General features: G+C 71.2%; 21 protein-coding genes. 6 read left to right on the top strand and 15 right to left on the bottom strand.

The window, feature by feature from the left end; all coding sequences use genetic code 11:
* Positions 1–6: 6 nt before the first annotated feature.
* From OG254_RS13195 to OG254_RS13165, 7 genes are read right to left on the bottom strand one after another with little or no spacing between them, the layout of a single operon-like run.
* Positions 7–840 carry an HpcH/HpaI aldolase/citrate lyase family protein gene (locus OG254_RS13195; RefSeq protein ID WP_405580995.1) on the bottom strand — a complete coding sequence of 278 codons (834 nt, stop codon included), beginning with the start codon at positions 838–840 and terminating at the stop codon, positions 7–9.
* On the bottom strand, positions 837–2,036 hold the full coding sequence (locus tag OG254_RS13190; protein WP_351193545.1) for a CoA transferase: 1,200 nt from the start codon (positions 2,034–2,036) through the stop codon (positions 837–839). The genes OG254_RS13195 and OG254_RS13190 overlap by 4 nt, the downstream gene beginning before the upstream one ends.
* Positions 2,033–2,926 (bottom strand): ribokinase, encoded by an 894-nt coding sequence (rbsK, locus tag OG254_RS13185; protein WP_405580990.1) that lies wholly within the window; start codon positions 2,924–2,926, stop codon positions 2,033–2,035. Before rbsK ends, OG254_RS13190 begins: the two co-directional genes overlap by 4 nt.
* Positions 2,923–4,323 carry an ADP-ribosylglycohydrolase family protein gene (locus OG254_RS13180; RefSeq protein ID WP_405580987.1) on the bottom strand — a complete coding sequence of 467 codons (1,401 nt, stop codon included), beginning with the start codon at positions 4,321–4,323 and terminating at the stop codon, positions 2,923–2,925. The genes rbsK and OG254_RS13180 overlap by 4 nt, the downstream gene beginning before the upstream one ends.
* Positions 4,311–5,486 carry an ADP-ribosylglycohydrolase family protein gene (locus tag OG254_RS13175; protein ID WP_405580984.1) on the bottom strand — a complete coding sequence of 392 codons (1,176 nt, stop codon included), beginning with the start codon at positions 5,484–5,486 and terminating at the stop codon, positions 4,311–4,313. Before OG254_RS13175 ends, OG254_RS13180 begins: the two co-directional genes overlap by 13 nt.
* An 8-nt stretch (positions 5,487–5,494) precedes the next feature.
* Complete coding sequence (locus OG254_RS13170; RefSeq protein ID WP_405580981.1) at positions 5,495–6,769, bottom strand: ADP-ribosylglycohydrolase family protein; 1,275 nt, start codon at positions 6,767–6,769, stop codon at positions 5,495–5,497.
* Entirely contained in the window at positions 6,766–7,797 is a 1,032-nt protein-coding gene (locus OG254_RS13165; RefSeq protein WP_405580979.1) for an ADP-ribosylglycohydrolase family protein, read from the bottom strand. Before OG254_RS13165 ends, OG254_RS13170 begins: the two co-directional genes overlap by 4 nt.
* Positions 7,798–8,083: 286 nt before the next feature.
* On the opposite strand from OG254_RS13165, the gene OG254_RS13160 reads away from it, so the two are divergent.
* The 3 genes from OG254_RS13160 to OG254_RS13150 all read left to right on the top strand — a co-directional run bounded on the left by OG254_RS13160 (position 8,084) and on the right by OG254_RS13150 (position 15,241).
* Positions 8,084–8,815 carry a VIT1/CCC1 transporter family protein gene (locus OG254_RS13160; RefSeq protein ID WP_405580976.1) on the top strand — a complete coding sequence of 244 codons (732 nt, stop codon included), beginning with the start codon at positions 8,084–8,086 and terminating at the stop codon, positions 8,813–8,815.
* Between the two features lie 374 nt (positions 8,816–9,189).
* Positions 9,190–13,788: a glutamate synthase large subunit gene (gltB, locus tag OG254_RS13155; protein ID WP_405594972.1), complete on the top strand. Its 4,599-nt coding sequence runs from the start codon at positions 9,190–9,192 to the stop codon at positions 13,786–13,788.
* Positions 13,781–15,241 carry a glutamate synthase subunit beta gene (locus OG254_RS13150; protein WP_405580973.1) on the top strand — a complete coding sequence of 487 codons (1,461 nt, stop codon included), beginning with the start codon at positions 13,781–13,783 and terminating at the stop codon, positions 15,239–15,241. Before gltB ends, OG254_RS13150 begins: the two co-directional genes overlap by 8 nt.
* 137 nt (positions 15,242–15,378) lie before the next feature.
* Here the strand turns inward: OG254_RS13150 and OG254_RS13145 are convergent, their stop codons facing one another.
* From OG254_RS13145 to OG254_RS13120, 6 genes are all read right to left on the bottom strand, one after another.
* On the bottom strand, positions 15,379–15,714 hold the full coding sequence (locus OG254_RS13145; protein WP_405580970.1) for a YbaY family lipoprotein: 336 nt from the start codon (positions 15,712–15,714) through the stop codon (positions 15,379–15,381).
* 5 nt (positions 15,715–15,719) lie between these two features.
* The gene (locus OG254_RS13140; protein ID WP_351193522.1) at positions 15,720–15,980 is read right to left on the bottom strand and encodes a hypothetical protein; all 261 of its coding nucleotides are present in this window, start codon (positions 15,978–15,980) and stop codon (positions 15,720–15,722) included.
* A complete protein-coding gene (locus OG254_RS13135) occupies positions 15,977–16,261 on the bottom strand; it encodes a hypothetical protein (RefSeq protein ID WP_405580967.1) in 285 nt (94 codons plus the stop codon). Before OG254_RS13135 ends, OG254_RS13140 begins: the two co-directional genes overlap by 4 nt.
* Before the next feature lie 23 nt (positions 16,262–16,284).
* The gene (locus OG254_RS13130) at positions 16,285–17,364 is read right to left on the bottom strand and encodes a M12 family metallopeptidase (protein ID WP_405580964.1); all 1,080 of its coding nucleotides are present in this window, start codon (positions 17,362–17,364) and stop codon (positions 16,285–16,287) included.
* A gap of 117 nt (positions 17,365–17,481) precedes the next feature.
* On the bottom strand, positions 17,482–18,390 hold the full coding sequence (locus OG254_RS13125; protein WP_405580961.1) for a chitosanase: 909 nt from the start codon (positions 18,388–18,390) through the stop codon (positions 17,482–17,484).
* The gene (locus OG254_RS13120) at positions 18,387–19,325 is read right to left on the bottom strand and encodes a rhomboid family intramembrane serine protease (RefSeq protein WP_405580958.1); all 939 of its coding nucleotides are present in this window, start codon (positions 19,323–19,325) and stop codon (positions 18,387–18,389) included. Before OG254_RS13120 ends, OG254_RS13125 begins: the two co-directional genes overlap by 4 nt.
* Before the next feature lie 145 nt (positions 19,326–19,470).
* Between OG254_RS13120 and OG254_RS13115 the strand changes: the two genes are divergently transcribed.
* Complete coding sequence (locus OG254_RS13115; RefSeq protein WP_405580955.1) at positions 19,471–20,196, top strand: vWA domain-containing protein; 726 nt, start codon at positions 19,471–19,473, stop codon at positions 20,194–20,196.
* A 96-nt stretch (positions 20,197–20,292) separates the two neighbouring features.
* Complete coding sequence (locus tag OG254_RS13110) at positions 20,293–21,942, top strand: cytochrome bc complex cytochrome b subunit (protein WP_405580952.1); 1,650 nt, start codon at positions 20,293–20,295, stop codon at positions 21,940–21,942.
* On the opposite strand, the gene OG254_RS13105 is transcribed toward OG254_RS13110, so the two are convergent.
* Both OG254_RS13105 and OG254_RS13100 read right to left on the bottom strand, forming a co-directional pair.
* Positions 21,917–22,885 (bottom strand): acyl-CoA dehydrogenase family protein, encoded by a 969-nt coding sequence (locus tag OG254_RS13105; RefSeq protein ID WP_405580949.1) that lies wholly within the window; start codon positions 22,883–22,885, stop codon positions 21,917–21,919. The genes OG254_RS13110 and OG254_RS13105 overlap by 26 nt on opposite strands.
* The gene (locus OG254_RS13100) at positions 22,885–24,024 is read right to left on the bottom strand and encodes an acyl-CoA dehydrogenase family protein (RefSeq protein ID WP_405580946.1); all 1,140 of its coding nucleotides are present in this window, start codon (positions 24,022–24,024) and stop codon (positions 22,885–22,887) included. Before OG254_RS13100 ends, OG254_RS13105 begins: the two co-directional genes overlap by 1 nt.
* Before the next feature lie 69 nt (positions 24,025–24,093).
* Between OG254_RS13100 and OG254_RS13095 the strand changes: the two genes are divergently transcribed.
* Positions 24,094–24,879 carry an SDR family oxidoreductase gene (locus OG254_RS13095; RefSeq protein ID WP_351193501.1) on the top strand — a complete coding sequence of 262 codons (786 nt, stop codon included), beginning with the start codon at positions 24,094–24,096 and terminating at the stop codon, positions 24,877–24,879.
* Positions 24,880–24,887: the final 8 nt, after the last annotated feature.

The raw sequence follows: 24,887 nt of genomic DNA, 5'->3' as shown, positions 1-24,887 counted from the left end.
CGTTTCTCAGGTACGGCGCGCCAGCGACAGGGTTCTCCGGGCCGCTGCCACCACCGCCGCGTCGATGAACGTGCCGTCCTGGAGGGCCTGGGCGCCCTGGTCCGTCGTGGCCGCCTTGATGATCGTCTCCGCGTGTTCGAGTTCCGCCTCCGTGGGGAGGTAGGCCCGTTCGATCACCGGGAGTTGGCGGGGGTGGATGGCCGCCCGGCCCAGGAAGCCCAGGGTGCGGCCGTGGGCGCAGGACGCCGCCAGGCCCTCCAGGTCGCGGATGTCCGGGTGGATCGACTGGGAGGGCGGGGGCAGGCCTGCCGCGCGCGCGGCCACGATGACGCGGGAGCGGGACCAGTCGAGGCCCGCGTCGCCGCGTACGCCCAGGTCGGTGCGTAGGTCCGCCTCGCCGAGGGAGATGCCCCGGAGGGCCGGGTGGGCGGAGGCGATCGCGTGTGCGCGCTCGATGCCCAGGGCCGATTCCAGGAGGGCGTGCAGCGGGGTCGTGCCCGGGGCCGAGGGCGGGGTCGTCTGGGCGAGGTGGATGATCTGTTCGGCGGAGGTCACCTTCGGCAGGCGCAGGGCGGCAAGGCCCGGGAGGGCGGCCAGCGCCGCGAGGTCCCGCACACCCGGCGGGGTGTCCAGGGGGTTCACACGGACCTGGACGGGAACCGGGTGATCGGGGGTCGAGAGCAGGTCCGCGGTGGCCGCGCGGGCGTAGTCCTTGCGGTCCGGGGCGACCGCGTCCTCCAGATCGACGATGACGATGTCGGCGCCCGAGGACAGCGCCCTGACCACTACGTGTGGGCGGTCGCCCGGGGCGTACAGCCAGGTCAAAGGGCACGGAGTCACAGGGCGCCCTCCGCACGCAGGGCCGCCACGTCGGCGGGGGTCAGGCCCAGGTCGGTGAGGATCTCGTCGGTGTCCGCGCCGTGCGGGCGGCCGGTCCAGCGGATCGTGCCGGGGGTGGCGGAGAGCCGGAAGAGGACGTTCTGCATGCGCAGCGGGCCGAGTTCGGGGTCGTCGACGGTGGTGATCGTGTCCAGGGCCGCGTACTGGGGGTCGGTCATCACATCCCGTACGTCCTGGATCGGGGCCACCGCAGCCTCCGCCTTCTCGAAGGCCGCGAGGACGTCGGCGCGGGTGTGGCGGGCGATCCAGCCGCCGACTGCCCGGTCGAGGACATCGGCGTGGCGGGCCCGGTCGGCGCCCGTCGCGAACCACGGCTCGTCGATCAGCTCGGGGCGTCCCACCAGGTGCATCACGCGCTCGGCGATCGACTGGGCGGAGGTGGAGACGGCGACCCAACTGCCGTCCGCGGTGCGGTAGGTGTTGCGCGGGGCGTTGTTGGCGGAGCGGTTGCCGGTGCGTTCCTGGACGTAGCCGAGCTGGTCGTACCAGGTCGCCTGGGGGCCGAGTGCCAGCAGCATCGGCTCGATCAACGCCATGTCGACGACCTGGCCCTCGCCGGTGCGCTCACGGGCGGCCAGTGCCGTCATCACCGCGTACGCGGTCGCGAGGCCCGCGATGGAGTCGGCCAGGCCGAACGGCGGCAGCGTCGGGGGTGCGTCCGGTTCGCCGGTGAGCGCCGCGAAGCCGCTCATCGCCTCGGCGAGGGTGCCGAAGCCGGGGCGGTGGGCGTAGGGGCCGAACTGGCCGAAGCCGGTGACGCGGGTGAGGATCAGGCGGGGGTTGGCGGCGGACAGCTCCGGCCAGCCGAGGTCCCACTTCTCCAGGGTGCCGGGGCGGAAGTTCTCGATGACGACGTCGGCGGTCGCGGCCAGGCGCAGGAGGGTGGCGCGGCCGCCGGGCTTGGAGAGGTTGAGGGTGATCGTGCGCTTGTTGCGGCCGAGGACCTTCCACCACAGGCCCACGCCGTCCTTCGACGGGCCGTGGCCGCGGGAGGGGTCGGGCTTCTCGGGGTGCTCGACCTTGACGACCTCCGCGCCGTAGTCGCCGAGCATCGTGGCGGCGAGGGGACCCGCGAAGAGGGTGGCCAGGTCGAGGACGCGCAGGCCGGCCAGGGGAGCGGGGGGACGCGCGCTCATGAGGCGTACGCCTCCTCGATCTCGGGGCGGTACGGCATCGACACCGAGGCGCCTTCCCGCTGGACCGACAGCGCGGCCGCCGCGGCCGCCCACTTCAGGGCGTCCGGCATGGGGCGGCCTTCGCCGAGCGCCACCGCGAGGGCGCCGACGAAGGTGTCGCCGGCGCCGGTGGAGTCGACGGCCGTCACCTTCGGGGCGGGGACGGCCAGGGGTTCGGCGCCGCGGGTGACGTACAGGCTGCCGGCGGCGCCCAGGGTGACGACCACCTCGGGTACCTGGTCCAGCAGTGCGGTGGCCGCCTCGCGGGGGTCGGTGCGGCCGGTGAGGGTGGTGGCCTCGTGCTCGTTGGGGACCAACAGGTCGATCGCGGCGAGGAGTTCGTCCGGGAGCGGCTGGGCGGGGGCCGGGGTGAGGACCGTACGGACGTCGTGGCGGCGGGCCGCCTGGGCGCCGGCGAGCACCGCGGCCAGCGGGATCTCCAGCTGGAGCAGCAGGGTGTCGGCGGCGGCGATGATTGCCTCGTCGCCGGGGCTGAGGTGGTCGAGCGTGGCGTTCGCGCCGGGGATCACGACGATCGCGTTGCCGCCCTCGTCGTCCACGACGATGTGTGCGGTGCCGGACGGGCCCTCGGCCGTGCGGAGGTCGTCGGTGTCCACGCCGGAGTGTTCGAGGGTGGAGCGCAGGTGGGTGCCGTAGGCGTCGTTGCCGACGGCGCCGATCATCATGACGTTGCCGCCCGCACGGGCCGCCGCGATCGCCTGGTTCGCGCCCTTGCCGCCGGGGATCGTACGGAACTCCCGGCCCGTCACTGTCTCGCCGCGCTGGGGGGCCTTCTCGACGTAGGCGACGAGGTCCATGTTCGTGCTGCCGAGCACGACGATGTCGGTCATGGGTGAGCGGCCTCCAAGGGGGTGCGCTTGTGGGCGAGTTCGTGCGTCAGGCGGGCGAGCGTGTCGAAGCCGATGCCGTTGAAGTCGGCGACAGAGGTGGCGAGGCGGTTCTTGAGGGGGGACGTCCAGCGGTCGGGGAGGGCGGTGGGGGAGCCGGTGAGGAGGGCGGCGATGCTGCCCGCGGTCGCGCCGTTGGAGTCGGTGTCCCAGCCTCCCGATACGGCACGGCAGATGGAGCCGGTGAAGTCGCCGTCCGCGTGGGTGAGGGCGGCGGCGATCAGGGCGGTGTTGGGGAGGGCGTGGACCCAGTGGTGGGTGTGCGCGTGGGTGGCGTGGAGTTCGTCGACGACCGTGTCGAAGTCGTCGTGGGTTCGGGCGAGGCGGATGGCGTGGTGGATCGCCTGGGCGAGGCGGGAGCTCGGGGGGATCACCGTGAGGCCGGTGCGCAGGCAGGTGTGGATGTCGTGCGGGCCGGTCGCCGTCGCCGCCTGTGCGATGACCGCCGCCGTGAACATCGCCGCGTGGACGCCGCCCGCGGTGTGGGTGAGGGTGGCGTCGCGGTGGGCCTGTTCGGCCGCGGCGGCCGGGTCGCCGGGGTTGGTCCAGCCGTGGACGTCCGCGCGGATGAGGGCGCCGATCCATTCGCGGAAGGGGTTGCGGTGGCGGGCCGTGTGCGGGGGTTCGATGCCGAGGAGGAGGTTGCGGTACGCGACGCGCTCGGCGGTGAAGGTGCGGCCGGCCGGGAGTTCGTCGAGCCAGAGGCGGGCCACGTCGATGGTGGTGAAGGCTTTGCCGTGGCGCCTGAGCAGGAGGAGGTTGATCAGGGGGTAGTTGAGGTCGTCGTCCTCGGGCATGCCGTCGATGTTCTCGGCGAGGGAGGTTGTCGCCGAGCGGCGGTTCCAGGGGTGGGCGGTGAGGAGGTCCGTGGGGACTCCCCTGGCAGTGAAGTACGTGGTGAGGGGCCAGTTGCCGGTGGATCCGGCCAGTTGCCGGATGGCTTCGAGGGGGAGCTTCTCGACCGGTTTGCCGAGGAGGCAGCCGACCGCCCGGCCCAGCCAGGCGGCTTCGTAGCGGGCCTCGGTGGGGGCTGTCGCGGGGGTGGGGGCGCTCGCCGCCGGCCAGGACGGGCAGCCGGCCTTGATTCTCGCCAGGGCGGTGGGTTCCCGGTCCGTCAACGTGCTCGGGAGGTCCGCCAGTTCGTCCAGCAGGTCCTCTGCCAGAGTCCGCAGATAACGTGACGCCGGCTCCGGTGAGGCGCCCGCCCGCAGCGGCGCCACCCTGCCTCCCGCCGCTCTCCAACGCGCCGCGATCGCTGACGGCTCTCGGCCGTCCAGGGCCGCCTGGTGCAGCTCATGGCCGATCAGGTCCTCCGGCTGGACCCAGGTCAGTCGGAGCATTCTCGGCCCTCCAGTGCGGTGAAGGCCGCCTCGTGGGTCCGGCGGCGGACGGTGTCCCGTCGGTGGATCTCCCTCGTCACCTCGGCCAGCGTGCGGGCCGGTTCCCAGAGGTCCAGGCGGCTGGACTCCGCGACCGTCTTCGACCAGTCCTGCGGGGGCGGTGAGCCCAACGCGCCCGCCAGAGCGCCTGCCATCGTCGCGATCGAGTCGCAGTCCCGGCCGTAGTTGACCGCGCCCAGGACCGCTCGGCGGTAGTCGCCGCATCCGATCAGCACCATGGCCAGGGCGATGGGGAGTTCCTCGATGGCGTGCAGGCGGGAGGGGCGACGGGCGCCGAGGGAGGGGCGGCGGTAGTCGGGGCCGACCGTGTCGTACGGGGTGATCGCCTCCCGGAGCGGGGTCAGCGCCGACTCGAAGTCCTTGTGGGCGCCCGCCACTTCGCAGACCTTCTCGATCGCCGTCCTCGTGCCGTCCTTCGCCAGGGACAGACAGGCCTCGACGACCGAGGCCGGTGTCGCGCCGGGTGTGCACGCCGCCGCCACCGCCGCCGCGAAGACGCCCGCCGCCTCACGGCCGTACGACGACTGGTGGGCGCCCGCGACATCCAGCGCCTCCGTGTACGCGGCCCTCGGGTCGGCCGCGTTGACCAGGCCGACCGGGGCCATGTACATCGCCGCGCCGCAGTTGACGATGTTGCCGACGCCGGCCTCCCGTGGGTCCACGTGGCCGTAGTGGAGACGGGCCACCAGCCATTTCTCGGCCAGGAAGATGCGGTGCAGGGGGAGGGCCTGCGCCTCCAGCTCCGGGATCCAGCGCGGGTTCGTCATCAGGTCCGGGACCAGGTGGTCGGCGATCGCGTACGCGTCGAGGTGGTCGCGGACCTGCGCATAGACCCGGATCAGGGCGTGCGTCATCAACGTGTCGTCGGTGACGTGCCCGTCGCCCTTGTGGTACGGCGCGATGGGGCGGGCCGTACGCCAGGCGTCGCCGTTCCAGGGGCCGACGATGCCGTGGACCCGGCCGCCGTGACGTTCGAGGATCTGGTCGGGGGAGTAGCCCTCCACCGGGCCGCCGAGGGCGTCGCCGACCGCCGCGCCGACCAGGGCGCCGGTGATCCGCTCGTCGAGACGCGGGCCACCGCTTTCTTCTGCTTTGGGCGTCATGCCCCGAATCATCCTCCTGGACGGGCCGGTTGTGTGGCTTCCAGGAGTTCGGCGAGTTCTACGAGGTCGGTGCCGGTGAGGCGGGGGAGCACGCAGCCGGAGAGGGTGCGGCAGGTGTCGCGCCAGGACGCGGGGATCGACGTACCGCCGCCCAACGCGCCGGTCAGCGCGCCCGCCAGGGCCGGCGCCGAGTCGGCGACACGGGACAGGCACGCGGCGGCGGGGACCGCCTCGGCGATACGGCCGTCCGACGCGACCGTGAGGGCGAGGGCGACCGGAACCGTCTCGGCGGCGGCGATGCCGTAGCTGTAGACGTGGTCGACGATTTGGTGTTCGAGGAGGGGGATCAGGGCGAAGGCGCTGTCGGCGCCCCGGGCGAGGTGCAGGGCGTGGCGGGCGTTGCGGCCGATCTCCGTCTCCTCGGGGAGTTCGGCGAGGGCCGCGGCGACGCAGGCCTCGGGCTTCGACCCGGTCAGGGCCAGGGCCACGGCCGCCGCCATCGCCCGCGCGCCGTGTACGCCGTCGCCGTCCTGGGTGTAGCGGGCGTCGAACTCGGCGAGGTCGGCCGCGCTGCGGGGGGCGCCGGGGTGGGCCACGGCGAGGACGCAGGCCCGTACGCAGGCGGCGTCGTCGAAGTAGTGCGGGTTGTCGTGGCCGGTGGCGGGTGGGCGCAGGCCGGTGGCGAGGTTGCCGAGGCCGGCGCGGACGGAGATGCGGGCGCGCAGGGGGAGGATCGCCGACTCGACCTCGGGGGCGCGCTCGGCTGCGGCGGCGACCTCGCTGGCCACGGCGTTCCAGGTCAGGTCGATGGCGGCGCGGGTGCGGCGTTCTCGGCTGAGGTCGCCCAGGGCGGTGTCGTCGCCGGCGCGGAGCACGGCTTCTGCGGCGAAGACCGCCCATTCCGCGTCGTCGGAGGGGCCGAGGCGCAGGGGTTCGGGGGGTTGGTTGAGGGCGAGGGGGAGGGGGAGGGTGGTGGTGGCGTTCTGTTCGGCGAAGGTGTCGAGTTCGCGGGTGAGGCGGCGGGTCCATTCGGGCATGCGGGCGGCTCGGTGGCGGGCGGCCGGCCAGCCGGCGGCGTCGCCTGCGGCGAGGCCGAGGAGGAGGCCGAGGATTCTTTGACCGGCCTCGGCTTCGCCTTCGGCCTGCTGGTTCCCCGCACCGCCCGTGCGACTTTCGTCGTCGGGTGCGGGTGGCCCCAGTGGGGCGTCCTCGCCGTCGACGACCGCGGGTTCGCTCTGTGTCGACGTTCGGCTGCCCTCGTCCCAAGGGGTGGGCGGCGTCATCGTCGGAGTCCCCCCGTTACCCACTTTCTGTCCTCGCCCATGACCAGCAGCTCCGCCACGTCCAGCACATGGTGCCCGGCCATCGACGGCAGGCAGCTCCCCCGCGCCGGCCCGATCGCCGCCGCCCACTCCGTCGGGATCGCCGGCTCGCCCTGGGTCGCGCCGGCCAGTGCCCCCGCCACCGCGGCCGTCGTGTCGGCGTCGCGGCCCATGTTCACGGCCGTCAGGACCGCCTGGACGAAGTCGCCGTCCGCCGCCGCGTAGGCGCCGAAGGCCAGCGCGACCGCCTCGGGGGCCAGGTCGGTCCACGGATAGCCGCCGATCACGACCGCGGAGCGGACCGCGCGTTCGCCCCGGTGGGCCACCGCCACCGCCCGGCGCAGGGAGCGGGCCGTCCAGGAGTCGTCCGGGACGACCGCCAGCGCCGAGGCCACCACCGCGATCGTCGGCGCCCCCGCCATCGCCGCCGCCACGCCCGCCGCCACCGCCTGGCCGCCGTAGATGCCCTCGCCGTCATGGCTCACCGAACCGTCGATCGCCACCAGGCGGGCCGCCTCCGCCGGACGGCCCGCGGCGAAGACGCCGAAGGGGGCCGCCCGCATGGCGAGACCGTCGCTCCAGGCGTGGCGGTGCTGGGCCGAGATGGGGGCGGCCAGGCCGCGGCGGAGGTTCTCCAGCGTGCCGCGTTCGCTGAAGCCCGCGCCCTTGAACGGGCCCTCCGCCCGGTCCGCGATCCACTCGTGCCAGGCCGCCTCGACATGGGCCGGGGTGAGGGCCGAGCCGTGGCGGGCGACGAGGAGGCCCGAGAAGATCGCGTACTCGGTGTCGTCCGTGCCGCACGGGTTGTCGGTGACGAATCCCGTGACACGGCCCCAGCGGGCGCGGATCTCGGAGGGCTTCATGTTCTCCGCGGGGGCGCCGAGCGCGTCGCCGACGGCCAGGCCCAGCAGCGCGCCGCGCGCCCGTGCGCGCAGTGCGGCGGCGTCCCCGGGCGCCGGAACCGAGGGGATGCAGGCGATCGATGCCATACGCGGCCTCTCCTCCGGGGGCTCCACCCAGGGCGCGGAGCCCTTTGCGGATATGTCCCACCGTCGGCGGTTGACCAGAGCCTCAGAAGCCTCAGAGTCACCCGGTCGACATCTGTGCGCCCCCTTTCACGAATGAGCGTTCTAGGCAAAACCGCAGGTTAGCCCAGCCTTTCCTTGCTGGCGGAGCGGAATTCCGGGGCGTAGATTTGGAGTTGTCCAAGAGTAGAACATGTCTAAAGACAGCCTTACCTGAGTCATCCTTATCTGAGTCATCTGGGGGACCTTCATGGCCATCATCGAAACCGAGGCCGCGCTGCACGTGGCGCACCGCGACAACCACACGCACCGCGATGTGAACGGCGGCTGGCTGCGCCCCGCGGTCTTCGGCGCGATGGACGGTCTGGTCTCCAACCTCGCCCTGATGACCGGTGTCGCGGGCGGCGCGGTCGGTCAGCAGACCATCGTGCTGACCGGGCTCGCGGGGCTCGCCGCCGGCGCTTTCTCCATGGCCGCCGGTGAGTACACCTCCGTCGCCTCGCAGCGCGAGCTCGTCGAGGCCGAGCTGGACGTCGAGCGGGGGGAGCTGCGCAAGCACCCGGAGGACGAGCAGGCCGAGCTCGCCGCCCTCTATGAGGCGCGTGGCGTCGAGGCGCCGCTCGCGCGGGCCGTGGCCGAGCAGCTCTCCCGCGATCCCGAGCTGGCCCTGGAGATACACGCCCGTGAGGAGCTCGGCATCGACCCCGGTGATCTGCCGTCGCCGCTGGTCGCGGCCGTCTCGTCGTTCGGGTCGTTCGCGCTGGGCGCCCTGCTGCCCGTACTGCCGTATCTGCTCGGGGCGACCTCGCTGTGGCCGGCCCTGCTGCTCGCGTTCTTCGGGCTCTTCCTGTGCGGTGCCGTCGTGGCCAAGGTGACTGCGCGGACCTGGTGGTACAGCGGATTGCGGCAGCTCGCACTGGGTGGCGCAGCGGCCGGTGTGACGTATGCCCTGGGCAGTTTGTTCGGAACGGCCGTAGGATAGATCGGCTCGGACTTATGCGTTGGGCCGCATAAGTAGCCGTTACTCGCTGGTTTCGGATGCGTGACCACCGGGCATGAGCCGTAAGCGCTGTGGGCAATGACGCCTGTGGCGCACTCGCGGGGTCGGCGACGACGCCTCCTCCGCCCCCCTCGGATCGTCGGACATCGACCTGTCCTGCTCGGTCCCCACATACTTCAAGCCACGTGTGCGGAACCCCCGCCGTATCCCCGTGGCGTCCGCATGTTGGAACGGATTATCCCGCTTCCCGAGAACCGCTCCATCATGTAACCTGCACGAAATTTTGCACTCACGCAGAGGGCCAACGTCGTCCCTCGGCAATCTGCATATGCCACATGACGACGACGGGAGAGCCGATGCGTACGCCGCGCCAGCCGTCCCAGCACTCCGCGAATGGCCAGAACTGGTCCTTCATGGATGCTCGCCCTGCTGCGCAGGGTATGTACGACCCCCGCAACGAGCACGACGCCTGTGGCGTCGGCTTCGTGGCCACCCTCACGGGCGAGGCGAGCCACACGCTGGTCGAGCAGGCGCTCACCGTTCTGCGCAATCTCGAACACCGCGGCGCCACGGGCTCCGAGCCCGACTCGGGCGACGGCGCGGGCATCCTCTCCCAGGTGCCGGACGCCTTCCTCCGTGAGGTGGCCGAATTCGAACTGCCCGAGGCCGGTGCCTACGCCGTCGGTATCGCCTTCCTGCCGGAGGACGGGACCCAGGACGCCGTCTCACGGATTGAGACCATCGCGTCCGAGGAAGGGCTCACCGTCCTTGGCTGGCGCGAAGTCCCCGTCGCTCCCGAACTGCTCGGTGCCACCGCCCGGTCGACGATGCCGGCGTTCCGGCAGATCTTCGTGACGGACCGTTCCAGCCAGGGCATCGCCCTCGACCGCAAGGCCTTCGTGCTGCGCAAGCGCGCCGAGCGCGAGGCCGGCGTCTACTTCCCGTCGCTGTCGGCCCGGACCATCGTCTACAAGGGCATGCTGACCACCGGCCAGCTCGAACCCTTCTTCCCGGACCTGTCCGACCGCCGCTTCGCCTCGGCCGTCGCCCTCGTCCACTCGCGCTTCTCCACGAACACCTTCCCGTCGTGGCCGCTGGCGCACCCGTACCGCTTCGTCGCGCACAACGGTGAGATCAACACCGTCAAGGGCAACCGCAACTGGATGGTCGCCCGCGAGTCGCAGCTCGTCTCCGACCTGTTCGGATCCGACGAGAAGGCCCTCGACCGCGTCTTCCCGGTGTGCACGCCGGACGCCTCCGACTCCGCGTCCTTCGACGAGGTGCTCGAACTCCTGCACCTGGGCGGCCGTTCGCTGCCGCACTCCGTGCTGATGATGATCCCGGAGGCGTGGGAGAACCACGACTCCATGGACCCGGCCCGGCGCGCCTTCTACCAGTTCCACGCCACGATGATGGAGCCCTGGGACGGCCCGGCCTGTGTCACCTTCACCGACGGCGTCCAGGTCGGCGCCGTCCTCGACCGCAACGGCCTGCGCCCCGGCCGCTACTGGGTCACCGACGACGGCCTCGTCGTCCTCGGCTCCGAGGTCGGCGTCCTCGACATCGACCCCGCGAAGGTCGTCCGCAAGGGCCGCCTGCAGCCCGGCCGGATGTTCCTCGTCGACACCGCCGAGCACCGCATCATCGAGGACGACGAGATCAAGGCCCAGCTCGCCGCGGAGCAGCCGTACGCGGAGTGGCTGGAGGCCGGCGAGATCGAGCTGTCCGACCTGCCCGAGCGTGAGCACATCGTGCACACCCACGCCTCGGTCACCCGCCGCCAGCAGACCTTCGGTTACACCGAGGAGGAGCTGCGCGTCATCGTCGCGCCGATGGCCAAGGCCGGCGCCGAGCCGATCGGCTCCATGGGCACCGACTCGCCGATCGCCGCGCTGAGCGAGCGCCCGCGGCTGCTCTTCGACTACTTCACCCAGCTGTTCGCGCAGGTCACCAACCCGCCGCTGGACGCCATCCGCGAGGAGCTCGTCACCTCGCTGCGCAGCTCCCTCGGCCCGCAGGGCAACCTGCTGGACCCGACGGCGGCCTCCTGTCGAAGCGTCACCCTGCCCTTCCCGGTGATCGACAACGACGAGCTGGCCAAGCTCATCCACATCAACGCCGACGGCGACATGCCCGGCTTCAAGGCCGCGACCCTGTCCGGCCTGTACCGGGTGCACGGCGCCGGTGACGCGCTGGCCGCGCGCATCGAGGAGATCTGCGCCGAAGCCGACGCCGCCATCGACAACGGCGCCCGCCTGATCGTCCTGTCGGACCGTCACTCCGACGCCGAGCACGCGCCGATCCCGTCGCTGCTGCTCACCGCGGCCGTCCACCACCACCTCATCCGCACCAAGCAGCGCACCCACGTGGGCCTGCTGGTCGAGGCCGGCGACGTCCGCGAGGTCCACCACGTCGCCCTGCTCATCGGCTTCGGCGCCGCCGCGGTCAACCCGTACCTGGCGATGGAGTCCGTCGAGGACCTGGTCCGCGCCGGTACGTTCCTGACGGACATCGAGGCCGAGCAGGCGATTCGCAACCTGATCTACGCCCTCGGCAAGGGCGTCCTGAAGGTCATGTCCAAGATGGGCATCTCGACCGTCGCCTCCTACCGCGGCGCCCAGGTCTTCGAGGCCGTCGGTCTCGACGACGCCTTCGTCGAGAAGTACTTCAACGGCACGGCCACCAAGATCGGCGGCGTCGGCATCGACGTCATCGCCAAGGAGGTCGCCGCCCGGCACGCCAAGGCGTACCCGGCGTCCGGTATCGCGCCCGCCCACCGCGCCCTCGAAATAGGCGGCGAGTACCAGTGGCGTCGCGAGGGCGAGCCGCACCTGTTCGACCCGGACACGGTCTTCCGCCTCCAGCACTCCACGCGCACCGGTCGCTACGACATCTTCAAGAAGTACACGGGCCGCGTGAACGAGCAGTCCGAGCGCCTGATGACGCTGCGCGGCATGTTCGGCTTCAAGTCGGACCGGCAGCCGATCTCCATCGACGAGGTCGAGCCGGTCAGCGAGATCGTCAAGCGCTTCTCCACCGGCGCCATGTCGTACGGCTCCATCTCCAAGGAGGCGCACGAAACCCTCGCCATCGCCATGAACCAGCTGGGCGGCAAGTCCAACACCGGTGAGGGCGGCGAGGACCCGGACCGGCTGTACGACCCGGCGCGCCGTTCGTCGATCAAGCAGGTCGCCTCCGGCCGCTTCGGCGTCACGTCCGAGTACCTGGTCAACGCCGACGACATCCAGATCAAGATGGCGCAGGGGGCCAAGCCCGGCGAGGGCGGCCAGCTGCCCGGCCACAAGGTCTACCCGTGGGTCGCGAAGACGCGTCACAGCACCCCCGGCGTGGGGCTCATCTCCCCGCCGCCGCACCACGACATCTACTCCATCGAGGACCTGGCCCAGCTGATCCACGACCTGAAGAACGCGAACCCGCAGGCGCGGATTCACGTCAAGCTGGTCTCCGAGGTCGGCGTCGGCACGGTCGCGGCGGGTGTCTCCAAGGCACACGCGGACGTCGTCCTCATCTCCGGCCACGACGGCGGTACGGGCGCCTCGCCGCTGACGTCGCTGAAGCACGCGGGCGGCCCCTGGGAGCTCGGTCTCGCCGAGACCCAGCAGACCCTGCTGCTCAACGGCCTGCGCGACCGCATCGTCGTGCAGACCGACGGCCAGCTGAAGACCGGCCGTGACGTCGTCATCGCCGCGCTGCTCGGCGCCGAGGAGTTCGGTTTCGCGACCGCGCCGCTCGTCGTCTCCGGCTGCGTCATGATGCGCGTCTGCCACCTGGACACCTGCCCGGTCGGCATCGCCACCCAGAACCCGATCCTGCGGGACCGGTTCGCGGGCAAGGCCGAGTACGTCGTGAACTTCTTCCGGTTCATCGCCGAGGAGGTCCGCGAGCTCCTCGCCGAGCTGGGCTTCCGCTCCATCGAGGAGGCCGTCGGCCACGCCGAGACGCTGGACGTCACGCGGGCCGTCGACCACTGGAAGGCGCAGGGCCTGGACCTGGCGCCGCTGTTCCACGTGCCTGAGCTGCCCGAGGGCGCGGTGCGCCACCAGGTGATCGAGCAGGACCACGGCCTGGAGAAGGCGCTCGACAACGAGCTCGTCAAGCTCGCCGCCGACGCCCTGGCCGCTGACTCCGCGACCGACGCCCAGCCGGTGCGCGCCCAGATCAAGGTCCGCAACATCAACCGCACGGTCGGCACCATGCTCGGCCACGAGGTGACGAAGAAGTTCGGTGGCGCGGGCCTGCCCGACGACACCATCGACATCACCTTCACCGGTTCCGCGGGCCAGTCCTTCGGCGCCTTCCTGCCGCGCGGTGTCACGCTCCGCCTGGAGGGCGACGCCAACGACTACGTCGGCAAGGGCCTCTCCGGCGGCCGGGTGATCGTCCGCCCGGACCGGGCTGCCGACCACCTCGCCGAGTTCTCGACGATCGCGGGCAACACCATCGCGTACGGCGCGACCGGTGGCGAGCTGTTCCTGCGCGGCCGTACCGGCGAGCGGTTCTGTGTCCGCAACTCCGGCGCGACGGTCGTCTCCGAGGGCGTGGGCGACCACGGCTGCGAGTACATGACCGGTGGCCACGCGGTCGTCCTGGGCGAGACGGGCCGTAACTTCGCGGCCGGCATGTCCGGCGGCATCGCCTACGTCATCGACCTCGACCGCGACAACGTCAACGTCGGCAACGTCGATGCCGTCGAGGCCCTCGACGACACCGACAAGCAGTGGCTGCACGACGTGGTGCGCCGTCACCAGGAGGAGACCGCCTCGACGGTGGCCGAGAAGCTCCTGGCCGAGTGGGACACCGCGGTCGACCGCTTCAGCAAGATCATCCCCAGCACGTACAAGGCAGTGCTCGCCGCCAAGGACGCCGCCGAGCGAGCCGGTCTCTCCGAGACCGAGGTCACCGAGAAGATGATGGAGGCGGCGATCAATGGCTGACCCGAAGGGCTTTTTGAACCACGGCCGCGAGGTCGCCAAGTCCCGCCCCGTCGACGTGCGTCTGAAGGACTGGAACGAGGTCTACGTCCCCGGCTCCCTGCTGCCGATCATCAGCAAGCAGGCCAGCCGCTGCATGGACTGCGGCATCCCCTTCTGCCACAACGGCTGTCCGCTGGGGAACCTGATCCCCGAGTGGAACGACTACGCCTACCGCGAGGACTGGTCGGCCGCCTCGGAGCGCCTGCACGCCACGAACAACTTCCCGGAGTTCACGGGCCGTCTGTGCCCCGCTCCCTGTGAGTCGGCGTGTGTGCTCGGCATCAACCAGCCGGCCGTCACCATCAAGAACGTCGAGGTCTCGATCATCGACAAGGCGTGGGACAGCGGTGACGTCGCCCCGCAGGCCCCCGAGCGCCTGTCCGGCAAGACCGTCGCCGTCATCGGCTCGGGCCCGGCGGGCCTCGCCGCCGCCCAGCAGCTGACCCGGGCCGGCCACACCGTCGCCGTCTACGAGCGCGCCGACCGCATCGGCGGCCTGCTCCGGTACGGCATCCCCGAGTTCAAGATGGAGAAGCGGCACATCAACCGCCGTATCGAGCAGATGCGCGCGGAGGGCACCCGCTTCCGTACCGGCATCGAGATCGGCCGCGACCTCAAGGCGACCGACCTGAAGAAGCGGTACGACGCGGTCGTCATCGCCGCCGGCGCCACGACCGCCCGTGACCTCCCGGTCCCCGGCCGCGAGCTCAAGGGCGTCTACCAGGCGATGGAGTACCTGCCGCTGGCCAACAAGGTCCAGGAGGGCGACTACGTCACCTCCCCGATCTCGGCCGAGGGCAAGCACGTCGTCGTCATCGGCGGTGGCGACACCGGCGCGGACTGCGTGGGCACCGCCCACCGCCAGGGCGCGGCCTCGGTGACCCAGCTGGAGATCATGCCCCGTCCGGGCGAGGACCGGGCGCCGGACCAGCCGTGGCCGACCTTCCCGATGCTGTACAAGGTCACCTCCGCGCACGAGGAGGGCGGCGAGCGGGTCTACTCCGTCTCCACGACCCACTTCGAGGGCGACGAGGACGGCAACGTCCAGTGGCTGCACCTCACCGAGGTGGAGTTCATCGACGGCAAGCTGACCCCGAAGCCGGGCACCGAGCGCAAGATCCCCGCCCAGCTGGTGACGCTGGCCATGGGCTTCACCGGCACCGACCGGGAGAACGGCGTGGTCGACCAGTTTGGTCTGGACCTGGACGAACGCGGTAACATCGCCCGCGACGCCGACTTCCAGACCAACGTGCCCGGCGTGTTCGTCGCCGGTGACGCGGGCCGTGGCCAGTCGCTCATCGTGTGGGCCATCGCGGAGGGCCGCTCGGCCGCCCGCGGCTGCGACCGCTTCCTGACCGGCGCCAGCGAACTGCCGGCCCCGATCCGCCCGACGGACCGCTCGCTGATGGTCTGATCCGGAGGATCACCAGACGTCCCGTACAAAGGCGTACGGAACACTGACGGCGCCTGCCCCTTGTCCCCGACCGGACGAATGGGCAGGCGCCGTCGCCTTTCCTGGATGGCTCGCCTTTCTCGGACGGCTCGCTCTTCTCAGACGGCTCGTAGCCGCACGGTCACCGGAACCGGCTCGTCGGGGACCGGCGTCGACCGCACGGTCAGCGCGTCACCGCTCTCCACCACGCCGCTGCCGGAGCGGTCCAGGTGCGCGTCGACCACGACCGACCGCCCCGGGTCCCAGTCCGCCGACAGCCGGAAGGGCACGGCGAGCGTGCCCTTCCCGTCGTACGTGAGGTCCTGGACCGTCACCGCCAGCTCCCGCGAGGGCGCGTCCGCGAGCGTCACGTCGAGGACGCGCACCCGGAGGACGGCCCGGGGGAAGGACCCCAGGTCGGGAGTGAGTAGGACCCGTCCGGAAACCGTCGTCATGGCCTTCAGGAGTTGAGCACGGCGTACCGTGCCTCGATGTCGACCGGAGCGCCGGTGAGGTTGCGGATCTCGATGAAGTACTTGATCAGGTTGCTCGCCTGACGGTCCACCTGGACCTTCCACTCCACCTGGGCGTTGCCGTCCACCATGGGCCACGTCGGCACGACGGTCCAGTCGACCCGCCAGGCCTCCGGCCAGCTGTGGGTGAACCACCGGCGGCTGGTGTTCGCCGGTACCTGGCCACGGAACTGCACTCCCAGAATCATGACTCTCCCCCTTCTTCCGGGGCCTTCGGTGCGGCCCCGCCGTCGTTCGGGCTGGGCACGGCGGCCGGGACGCCCGCGACGCCACCGCCGTCCTGTGCCGCGCCCAGTGGCGCATAAGCGGCGCCCGCGAATTCGGGCCCACCGATCCCGCTGCCGGTCCCGGTGACCGCCGCCCCGGCCGGCGCCTGAGGCGCCCCGCTCAGGCTCGGCGCCGGACCGGCGTCGACCGCGTCGGCCCAGACCGCGGGCACGGACTCGCCCGGCATTCCCATCGCTTGCATCGTTCCCCCTGGTTCCTGGACCGTCAGGTCGCGTTGGCGCCCCAGCCCAGCACGTCGTAGCGGGCCTGGATGTCGACCGGAGAGCCGGTCAGATTGCGGATGTTGAGGAAGTACTTCAGCAGCCCACCGGACTGCCGGGTCACCTGCACCCACGACTCGATCTGCGCGTCCCCGTCCACCACGGGCGCGGTCGGCACGACCGTCCAGTGGACGTACCAGTGCGCCGGCCAGCTGTGGGTGAACCAGCGGCCGACCTGCCCGGCAGCCACCCGGCCGGTGAACTGCACACCGGAGAAACGCGCCGGCGACTCCAGGTTCGCGTACATCGTGCGGACGGCGAGACAGTCGCCGGGGCTGAGCCCCGTCCGCTGGCCGATCTCGATGTTCTGCCGGGGCACGATGGTGTCCTGGCCGTTGTTCGAGAACGCCCAGCGCGGATAGTGCATGATCGAGTGGTAGTCGTACGCGCCGACGTCGTCGCCGTCGGTGATGTGCTGGTTGAAGTTGTGGGCCATGCCCTGCTGGATGTTGGCCCAGTTGACGGTGACGAACTGGTCCCGGTCCTCCCGGCTCTGCTCGTGCCACAGCCCGACCGCGTGCCCGATCTCATGGATCGCGGCGCCCAGTTCGCAGCCCTGGCCGAGCGTGATCTGCTGGACGTTGCCCCGCCGGCCCACGGCCGAGCTGCACCCGCTGCCGGGCACGAACCGGATGAAGTCCGTGTTCTGGGCCGTGCGCTGCACGAAGCGGATGCGGGTGTTGCGCTGCCAGTGGTCGATCGCGCCCGTCACCCGTGCCTGGTCCGGCAGGTTCGCATCGATCTCGTACGGCACGAGGCCGTTCGGCCAGCGGAACTGCTGACCGGGGATGACGACCCCGCTCTCCAGGAGCGCGACCGCCTCCTCGGCGGCCACCTGCTTGGACTCGATGAGGTCGAGGACGATGTCGCCCTCGAACACGGGCCGGCCGTCGACCTCGGTGTACTGCACTGCCTTCGGCCCCTTGCCCGCGAGCTGGACCAGCCCCGCCAGCACCTCCGGTCCGACCTGGTACGGCCCGAACCCCGAACCGGCGGCGGCCGGTTCGGCCGTATCGGCTGCCATGGCGTCCCCCTTGTTTGACGTTGTTCCCCCTTGAGGGGATTAACGTCGATGAGGCGCCATCTTTCGTCAATGGAGGCCGTAGGCGGCTTTTGTCTCGTACGTCTGGCCCAGGGGCGGCTAGGGCACCCTGTACGTCTCCCCGTACACCCGCCACTCCAACGGCGTCCGCAGCTGCAGGTTCCCGTCGTACAGGAACCCCCGCTGGGCCGTGTCGATGCGGGTCGTGTCGGTGCCGGGACGCTTCTCCCGCATGGCCCCCCGGCGGATGTCGAGGAAGATGTCCAGGTACGCCTTCTCCGAGCCGCCCTGGGACGGGGAGTTCGCCTCGCGCAGGGCGCGTTCGCGCAGGACGTAGAAGCCGTCCTCGTCGATGCCGGGGCCGTGGTAGACCATCGCGTCGAAGTAGATGAACTGGCCCAGCGTGCCGAGACCGTCGAGCTTCGCGAGGCGGACCGCCGGGTCGAAGTAGGAGCGGTCGCGCTCGGCGAGCTGGGCCTCGCGGAAGGCCGGCACCTCGGCCTCCGCCTTCCAGGCGGCCGTGAAACCGGGGTCGAGGCCCTCGTGGGAGTCGGTGCCGTCGACCGCGCGCAGGGCGGGCAGATACTCGGCGAGGCCGTTGTCCGGGTGGTCGGCGGTGTAGCGCTCGACCAGGGTGAGCAGGTCGTTCGTCCCGGTGCAGAAGCCGATGACGCCGGCCGTGTAGCCCTGGCCGTCCCCGATGTCCTCGATGTAGCCGTAGGCGCTGCGCCAGTCCAGCGTCGAGTTCTCGGCGCTGGCCACGATCCGCTGGGCCAGCTCCTTCTTTCCCGGGGCGGCCAGCCCCGGCGGCAGGCTCGCGATCAGCTTGTCGTCGGCCGACCGTTCCTTTTCGGCACGGGTCTTGGCGTCCTGGCGGGAGGCCTGCTGCGACGTGGCGACGGAGGGCTCGGACGGGCTCTCGGCGGAGTCGGTGGGGGCGAGGAAGTAGGCGCCCGCGGTGATGACGACGGGGACGGCCGCGAAGAGCAGGATGCCGGTACGTCTCACTGGGCCATCCCTCCGCCCGTCAGCTCCGAGACCTTGACGAACGCGACCACCGCCAGCAGCACCAGCACACCCGCGCAGGCGACCGCCTGGATCACGGCCTGGCGCGGTCCGCGCGGGGCGTACGCGTAGGCGAACGTCACCGCCGCACCCGTCAGCAGTCCGCCGAGGTGACCCTGCCAGGAGGTCAGGCCCGCGGACAGCAGCAGCCACAGCAGCAGGAAGGTCATGAAGCGGTTGACGGACTGCATGTTCGCGCCGACCCGGCGGGCGAGGACGTAGTACGCCGCGCCGAGGCCGAAGACCGCGCCCGACGCGCCGACCGACTCGACGTTCACCTCGGTGAGGAGCAGCTCGAACACCGAACCGCCCAGCGTCGCCAGCAGATAGAGGGCGATGAACCGGACCCGCCCCAGCACGGGCTCCACGACCCGGCCGAGCTGCCACAGCGAGACCATGTTCATCACGATGTGGAGCAGCCCGAAGGTTCCCTCCGTCGGCGGCAGGTGCAGGAAGCCGCCGGTCAGCAGCCGCTCCCACTGCCCGGCGACCACGCCCTCGGCATGGAAGTCCGACGGGTACCCGGGCTGGAAGACGTAGTAGCCGCCGTCCGGTCCGACCAGCCGGGCGCTGAGCATCGCGAACCGGTCCAGGATCTCCGGGCGCACCACCTCGGCGAGATAGGCGAGGACGTTGAGCCCGATCAGCACCGAGGTCACCAGCGGTGTCGAGGCGATCCGCCCGCCGACGACCGTCCGGGCCTGCCGCACCGACCGTGCGCCCTCCTTCACGCACTCCACGCACTGGTGGCCCACGGACGCCTCCCGCATGCAGTCCGGGCAGATGTACCGGTCGCAGCGGGTGCAGCGGACGTGGGACTCCACCTTGGGGTGGCGATAGCACGTGGTCAGAGTGGACTCGGTGGACTCGGGCTCCACAGCCGGCTCCTCGGAGGACTGGACGAACAGTGAGCCGGTGGGGGCGGCGCCGGACAAACTATCGAACAGCTGTGGACGCAGGCACGGGCGGGGCCGGTGGTGTCGTAATCTCGGCAGCCACGGACATGCGCGAGGGGGAGAACGTATGGCGGCGATCAGTCTCAGCAAGGTGGAGGAGACCGCGCCCGCGCTGGTCAGCCTGTACAAGAGCGCCGGTGCCTCGCTCCACCGGCAGGGGCTGGACGGGGTGCGGGCCGCGGTCTATCTGGTGATCGACTACTCCGGTTCGATGAAGCCGTACTACAAGGACGGCAGCGTGCAGGCGCTCGCCGACCGGGTGCTCGGGATGGCGGCGCACTTCGACGACGACGGGACTGTGCCGGTGGTGTTCTTCTCCACCGACGTCGATGCCGAGACCGAGATCGCGCTGGCGGACCATCAGGGGCGGATCGAGCGGATCGTGTCCGGCCTCGGGCACATGGGCAAGACCAGCTACCACCTGGCCATGGACGCCGTCATCGACCACTACCTGGAGAGCGGGTCGCACGATCCCGCCCTGGTCGTCTTCCAGACCGACGGCGGCCCGATCAACAAGCTCGCCGCCGAACGGTATCTGTGCAAGGCGGCCCCGCTCCCGCTGTTCTGGCAGTTCATCGGCTTCGGGGACCCGACCAGCAAGCAGTTCGACTTTCTGCGCAAGCTGGACGACCTGGCGGTGCCGGACAAGCGGGTGGTCGACAACGCCGGGTTCTTCCACGCCGGCCCGGATCCGCGGAAGGTCTCCGACGCCGAGTTGTACGACCGCCTGGTCGGGGAGTTCCCGAAGTGGCTGGTGGCGGCGCGCGCGCAGGGGATCGTACGGCCGGGCTGACGGGTCGGCCGGATGGCCCCTTGCCCCTGTGCGCACCGTTGGCTGACCCCGTACCGCCGTGTCACTCTGAGGTGATCCGGCGGAAGGCGACGACGCATGGACGGCGCACGATCGGGGAACGAGGCAGCGGCGGGGCGGCGGTCCGCGGCGCCGGGCAAGGGCGAGCGGGTCGCCGACTGGGCCGACGGGCGGCTCGGGCTGTACGGGCTGGCCAAGTCGCAGATGCGCAAGGTCTTCCCGGACCACTGGTCCTTCATGCTGGGCGAGGTCTGCCTCTACAGCTTCATCGTCCTGATCCTCACCGGCGTCTACCTCACCCTGTTCTTCGACCCGAGCACCAGCGAGGTCGTCTACAACGGCGCCTACGAGCCCCTCAACGGCGTCCTGATGACCAGGGCCTACGAGTCCACGATCGACATCAGCTTCGATGTGCGCGGCGGGCTGCTCATCCGGCAGATCCACCACTGGGCGGCGCTGGTCTTCGTCACCGGCATGCTGGTGCACATGATGCGGGTGTTCTTCACCGGCGCCTTCCGCAAGCCGCGCGAGCTGAACTGGGTGTTCGGCTGGACCCTGCTGATGCTCGGCATCATCACCGGCCTGACCGGCTACTCCCTGCCCGACGACCTGCTGTCCGGCACGGGGCTGCGGTTCGCGCACGGCGCGATCCTGTCCATCCCGATCGTGGGGACGTATGTGGCGTTCTTCGTCTTCGGCGGGGAGTTCCCCGGCGAGGACTTCATCGCGCGCCTCTACCCGATCCACATCCTGCTGCTGCCCGGGATCATGGTGGGGCTGGTGGTCGCCCATCTGATCCTGGTCTTCTATCACAAGCACACGCAGTACCCGGGCCCCGGCCGGGACCAGAAGTCGGTCGTCGGCATGCCCTTCCTGCCCGTGTACATGGCCAAGGCGGGCGGCTTCTTCTTCCTCGTCTTCGGTGTGCTCGCGCTCATGGGCGGCATCGCCAGCATCAACCCGGTGTGGGCCTTCGGGCCCTACCGCCCCGACCTGGTGACCACGGGCGCCCAGCCCGACTGGTATCTGGGCTTCTCCGAGGGCCTGATCCGGGTGATGCCGGGATGGGAGCTCAACGCCTGGGGCCACACCCTGGAACTGGGCGTCTTCATCCCCTTCTCGCTCTTCCCGCTGATCCTGATCGCGCTCGGCCTGTATCCCTTCATCGAGGCGTGGATCACCGGCGACAAACGCGAGCACCACATCCTCGACCGGCCGCGCAACATGCCCGTGCGCACCGGGCTCGGCGCGGCCTGGCTGAGCCTGTACGCGGTGCTGCTGATCGGCGGCGGCAACGACATCGTGGCCACGCATCTGCATCTGTCCATCAACGTGATCACCTGGTTCGTGCGGATCGCGGTCTTCGCGGCGCCGGTCTTCACCTACATGGTGACCAAGCGGATCTGTCTCGGACTGCAGCGCCGGGACCGGGCCCAGGTGCTGCACGGCAGGGAGACCGGCACCATCAAACGGCTGCCGCAGGGCGAGTACATCGAGATCCACGAGCCGCTCGCCCAGGGACAGCTGTTCACCCTCACCCAGCATGACGAGCAAGAGCCGTACGAGATCGGCCCGCGCGTCGACGCGAACGGCGTCCGGCGCCGGGTCACCGTCTCCCAGCGGGTGCGGGCGCGGCTGGCGGAGGCGATGTTCGGGCCTCGGTCGCGGATCCCCAAGCCGACGGCGGAGGAGTACCGGGAGATCACCAGCGGCGATCACCACCACTGAGCACCGTGTCCCTGCACGCGTCCGGGCTTCCCCAGGCGGTGCGCAGGACACGGGCCTTGGTCAGCCACAGGGACAGGTCGTACTCCGCCGTGTAGCCGATCGCGCCGTGCAACTGGAGCGCGGTACGGGCCGTCGCATAGGCCGCCTCGCAGGCGGCGACCTTGGCGGCGGCGACGTCGGCCGGGTCCATGGTGAGCGCGGCGCCGAGGACGAGCGGCCGGGCGAATTCCAGGCCGACCTTCGCATCGGCGAGGCGATGCTTCACCGCCTGGAACGAGCCTATGGCGACGCCGAACTGGGTGCGCTGCCTGACGTGGGCGACGGTTTTGTCGAGCAGGGCGAGACCGACGCCGAGGGCTTGGGCGGCGGTGGTGAGGCGGGCGAGGGTGAGGGCGTGGGCGGTGGGCGGGGCGGGACTGAGGAGTTCGCCGCCCGGTTCGAGGGGGGTGAGGCGGCGGGCCGGGTCCAGGGAGGGGCGCACCGGGCCGGGACCTGGGGAGATGCGCAGACCGTCGGCAGTGAGCGCGAGGTGGGTGGTGGCCGCGTCACCGTCGAGGGCGTACGGCGTCGTCCACGCCAGCGTCGCCATCGCCTCCCCGGACGCCAGCGCGGGCAGGAGCCGCTTTGCCGGGCCGGGGTCCGGCAGCCCGGCGAGCAGGGCCGCCGCCGTGACCGTCTCCACCAGAGGTCCCGGAACCGCGTGCCGCCCCAACTCCATGAAGCCGACGGCGAGTTCGACCGGCCGGGGGCCCAGTCCCTCGTACGTCTCGGGGACGGCCAGTGCGAACACCCCCGCCTCCGCGATACGGGACCACAGCGCGCGCCCCCTCCCATGCTCGCCCCGGCTCCAGTCCCGTACGACCGAGGGCGTGTCCGCCGCCGTCAGCATCGCGTCCAGCGAGTCGGCGAACGCACGCTGTTCGGCGTCGAGGAGGAACCTCATCAGCGTCGCCCCTTCGGCAGGCCGAGCAGTCGTTCGGCGATGATGTCGCGCTGGATCTCGTTCGTCCCGGCATAGATGGGGCCGGCCAGGGAGAAGACGTAGCGCTCGGACCAGTCGGTGTCGGCCCGCTCGCCCTCGGCGCCGAGGAGGTCGAGGGCCGTCTCGTGCAGGGCGATGTCGTACTCCGACCAGAAGACCTTGTTCAGGCTGGACTCCGGGCCGATGGACTCGCCGTCGAGGAAGCGGGAGGCGGCGGCGTAGGTGAAGAGCTGATAGGCGCGGGCGCCGATGAGGGCGTCGGCCACGCGCTCGCGCGCACTCGCCGGGCCGCCCCGGTCCTGCCAGAGGCGGTGCAGTCGGTCGGCGCTCGCGAGGAAGCGGCCGGGGGAGCGCAGCATCAGACCGCGTTCGTTGCCCGCCGTCGACATCGCGATCCGCCAGCCCTGGCCGGGCTCGCCGATCACGTCCTCGTCCGGCACGAACACCTCGTCCAGGAACAGCTCGGCGAAGGCGGGCTTGCCGTCGAGGCGGGCGATGGGGCGGACCGTGACACCGGGGGAGCGCAGGTCGAACATCAGGTAGGTGAGGCCCTGGTGGGGCTTCGGGGTGTCCGGGTCGGTGCGGAACAGGCCGAACGCGCGGTCGGCGAAGGCGGCGCGCGAGGACCAGGTCTTCTGGCCGGACAGCAGCCAGCCGCCGTCCGTGCGCACGGCCCTCGATCTGAGTGAGGCCAGGTCGGAGCCCGCCTCCGGCTCCGACCAGGCCTGTGCCCAGATCACCTCGCCGGTGGCCATGGACGGCAGCACCCGGGCTCGCTGCTCGTCGGTGCCGTGGTCGAAGAGGGTCGGGGCCAGGAGGCTCACGCCGTTCTGCCCGACGCGGCCCGGTGCGTCCGCCGCGTAGTACTCCTCCTCGAACAGCAGCCACCGCAGCAGCGTGGCGTCCCGGCCGCCGTAGGCCGCCGGCCAGTTCACCACCGACCAGCGGTCCGCGGCCAGTTCGGCCTCCCACGCGCGGTGCGCCGCGAAGCCCTCCTCGGTCTCCAGGGAGGGCAGCGGATCGGGCGGCACATGCGCGCGCAGCCAGGCGCGGGCCTCGGCGCGGAACGCCTCGTCGGCGGTGGAGTGGGTGAGATCCACGGTCGCGCTCCCTCCTTACGGACCCTGCGAGTCTTCCCTAACAAGTGTTTGGTAGGTTAGCGTGCTGCTATGACAAACGTCGAGGCGCCGACGTACGTTCCCGGGCACGGACTGCTCCGCGGGCGCACGGCCGTCATCACCGCGGCGGCCGGTGCGGGCATCGGCGGGGCGACCGCGCGCCGCTTCCTCGAAGAGGGCGCGCGCGTGCTGATCAGCGACGCGCACGCGCGGCGGCTGAAGGAGCACGAGGCGGAGCTGGCCCGGGAGTTCGAGGGCGCGGTGAGCTCCGCGGTGTGCGACGTCACCGACGAGACGCAGGTGCGCGCGCTGTTCGACACCGCCGTACAGGAGCACGGCCGGCTCGACGTCGTCGTCAACAACGCCGGTCTCGGCGGGACTTCACCCCTCGCCGACATGACCGACGAGCAGTGGTCGAAGGTCCTCGACGTGACCCTGAACGGGACCTTCAGATGCACCCGGGCCGCCCTGCGCCACATGCGGGACACCGGCGGCGGCGTGATCGTCAACAACGCCTCCGTCGTCGGCTGGCGCGCCCAGGCCGGACAGGCGCACTACGCGGCCGCGAAGGCGGGCGTGATGGCGCTGACCCGGTGCGCGGCGATCGAGGCGGCCGAGTACGGGGTGCGGGTCAACGCGGTGTCGCCGAGCCTCGCCATGCACCCGCACCTGGCGAAGGTGACCACCCCCGAACTGCTGGAGGAGCTCACCGCACGCGAGGCCTTCGGGCGGTACGCCGAGCCCTGGGAGGTGGCCAACGTGATCGTCTTCCTGGCCTCGGACTACTCCTCGTACATGACGGGAGAGATCGTCCCCGTCAGCAGCCAGCACAGCTAGGACGACAA

This window comes from Streptomyces sp. NBC_01092, from assembly GCF_045039535.1.
GTDB lineage: Bacteria > Actinomycetota > Actinomycetes > Streptomycetales > Streptomycetaceae > Streptomyces.
This window is presented reverse-complemented; position numbering and strand designations above follow the sequence as displayed.

Coding starts and splice junctions, on each gene's coding strand:
- OG254_RS13190 (WP_351193545.1), bottom strand. CDS start 2,036: ATGAGCGCGCGTCCCCCCGCTCCCCTGGCCGGCCTGCGCGTCCTCGAC.
- rbsK (WP_405580990.1), bottom strand. CDS start 2,926: ATGACCGACATCGTCGTGCTCGGCAGCACGAACATGGACCTCGTCGCC.
- OG254_RS13180 (WP_405580987.1), bottom strand. CDS start 4,323: ATGCTCCGACTGACCTGGGTCCAGCCGGAGGACCTGATCGGCCATGAG.
- OG254_RS13175 (WP_405580984.1), bottom strand. CDS start 5,486: ATGACGCCCAAAGCAGAAGAAAGCGGTGGCCCGCGTCTCGACGAGCGG.
- OG254_RS13170 (WP_405580981.1), bottom strand. CDS start 6,769: ATGACGCCGCCCACCCCTTGGGACGAGGGCAGCCGAACGTCGACACAG.
- OG254_RS13165 (WP_405580979.1), bottom strand. CDS start 7,797: ATGGCATCGATCGCCTGCATCCCCTCGGTTCCGGCGCCCGGGGACGCC.
- OG254_RS13160 (WP_405580976.1), top strand. CDS start 8,084: ATGGCCATCATCGAAACCGAGGCCGCGCTGCACGTGGCGCACCGCGAC.
- gltB (WP_405594972.1), top strand. CDS start 9,190: ATGCGTACGCCGCGCCAGCCGTCCCAGCACTCCGCGAATGGCCAGAAC.
- OG254_RS13150 (WP_405580973.1), top strand. CDS start 13,781: ATGGCTGACCCGAAGGGCTTTTTGAACCACGGCCGCGAGGTCGCCAAG.
- OG254_RS13145 (WP_405580970.1), bottom strand. CDS start 15,714: ATGACGACGGTTTCCGGACGGGTCCTACTCACTCCCGACCTGGGGTCC.
- OG254_RS13140 (WP_351193522.1), bottom strand. CDS start 15,980: ATGATTCTGGGAGTGCAGTTCCGTGGCCAGGTACCGGCGAACACCAGC.
- OG254_RS13135 (WP_405580967.1), bottom strand. CDS start 16,261: ATGCAAGCGATGGGAATGCCGGGCGAGTCCGTGCCCGCGGTCTGGGCC.
- OG254_RS13130 (WP_405580964.1), bottom strand. CDS start 17,364: ATGGCAGCCGATACGGCCGAACCGGCCGCCGCCGGTTCGGGGTTCGGG.
- OG254_RS13115 (WP_405580955.1), top strand. CDS start 19,471: ATGGCGGCGATCAGTCTCAGCAAGGTGGAGGAGACCGCGCCCGCGCTG.
- OG254_RS13110 (WP_405580952.1), top strand. CDS start 20,293: ATGGACGGCGCACGATCGGGGAACGAGGCAGCGGCGGGGCGGCGGTCC.
- OG254_RS13105 (WP_405580949.1), bottom strand. CDS start 22,885: ATGAGGTTCCTCCTCGACGCCGAACAGCGTGCGTTCGCCGACTCGCTG.
- OG254_RS13095 (WP_351193501.1), top strand. CDS start 24,094: ATGACAAACGTCGAGGCGCCGACGTACGTTCCCGGGCACGGACTGCTC.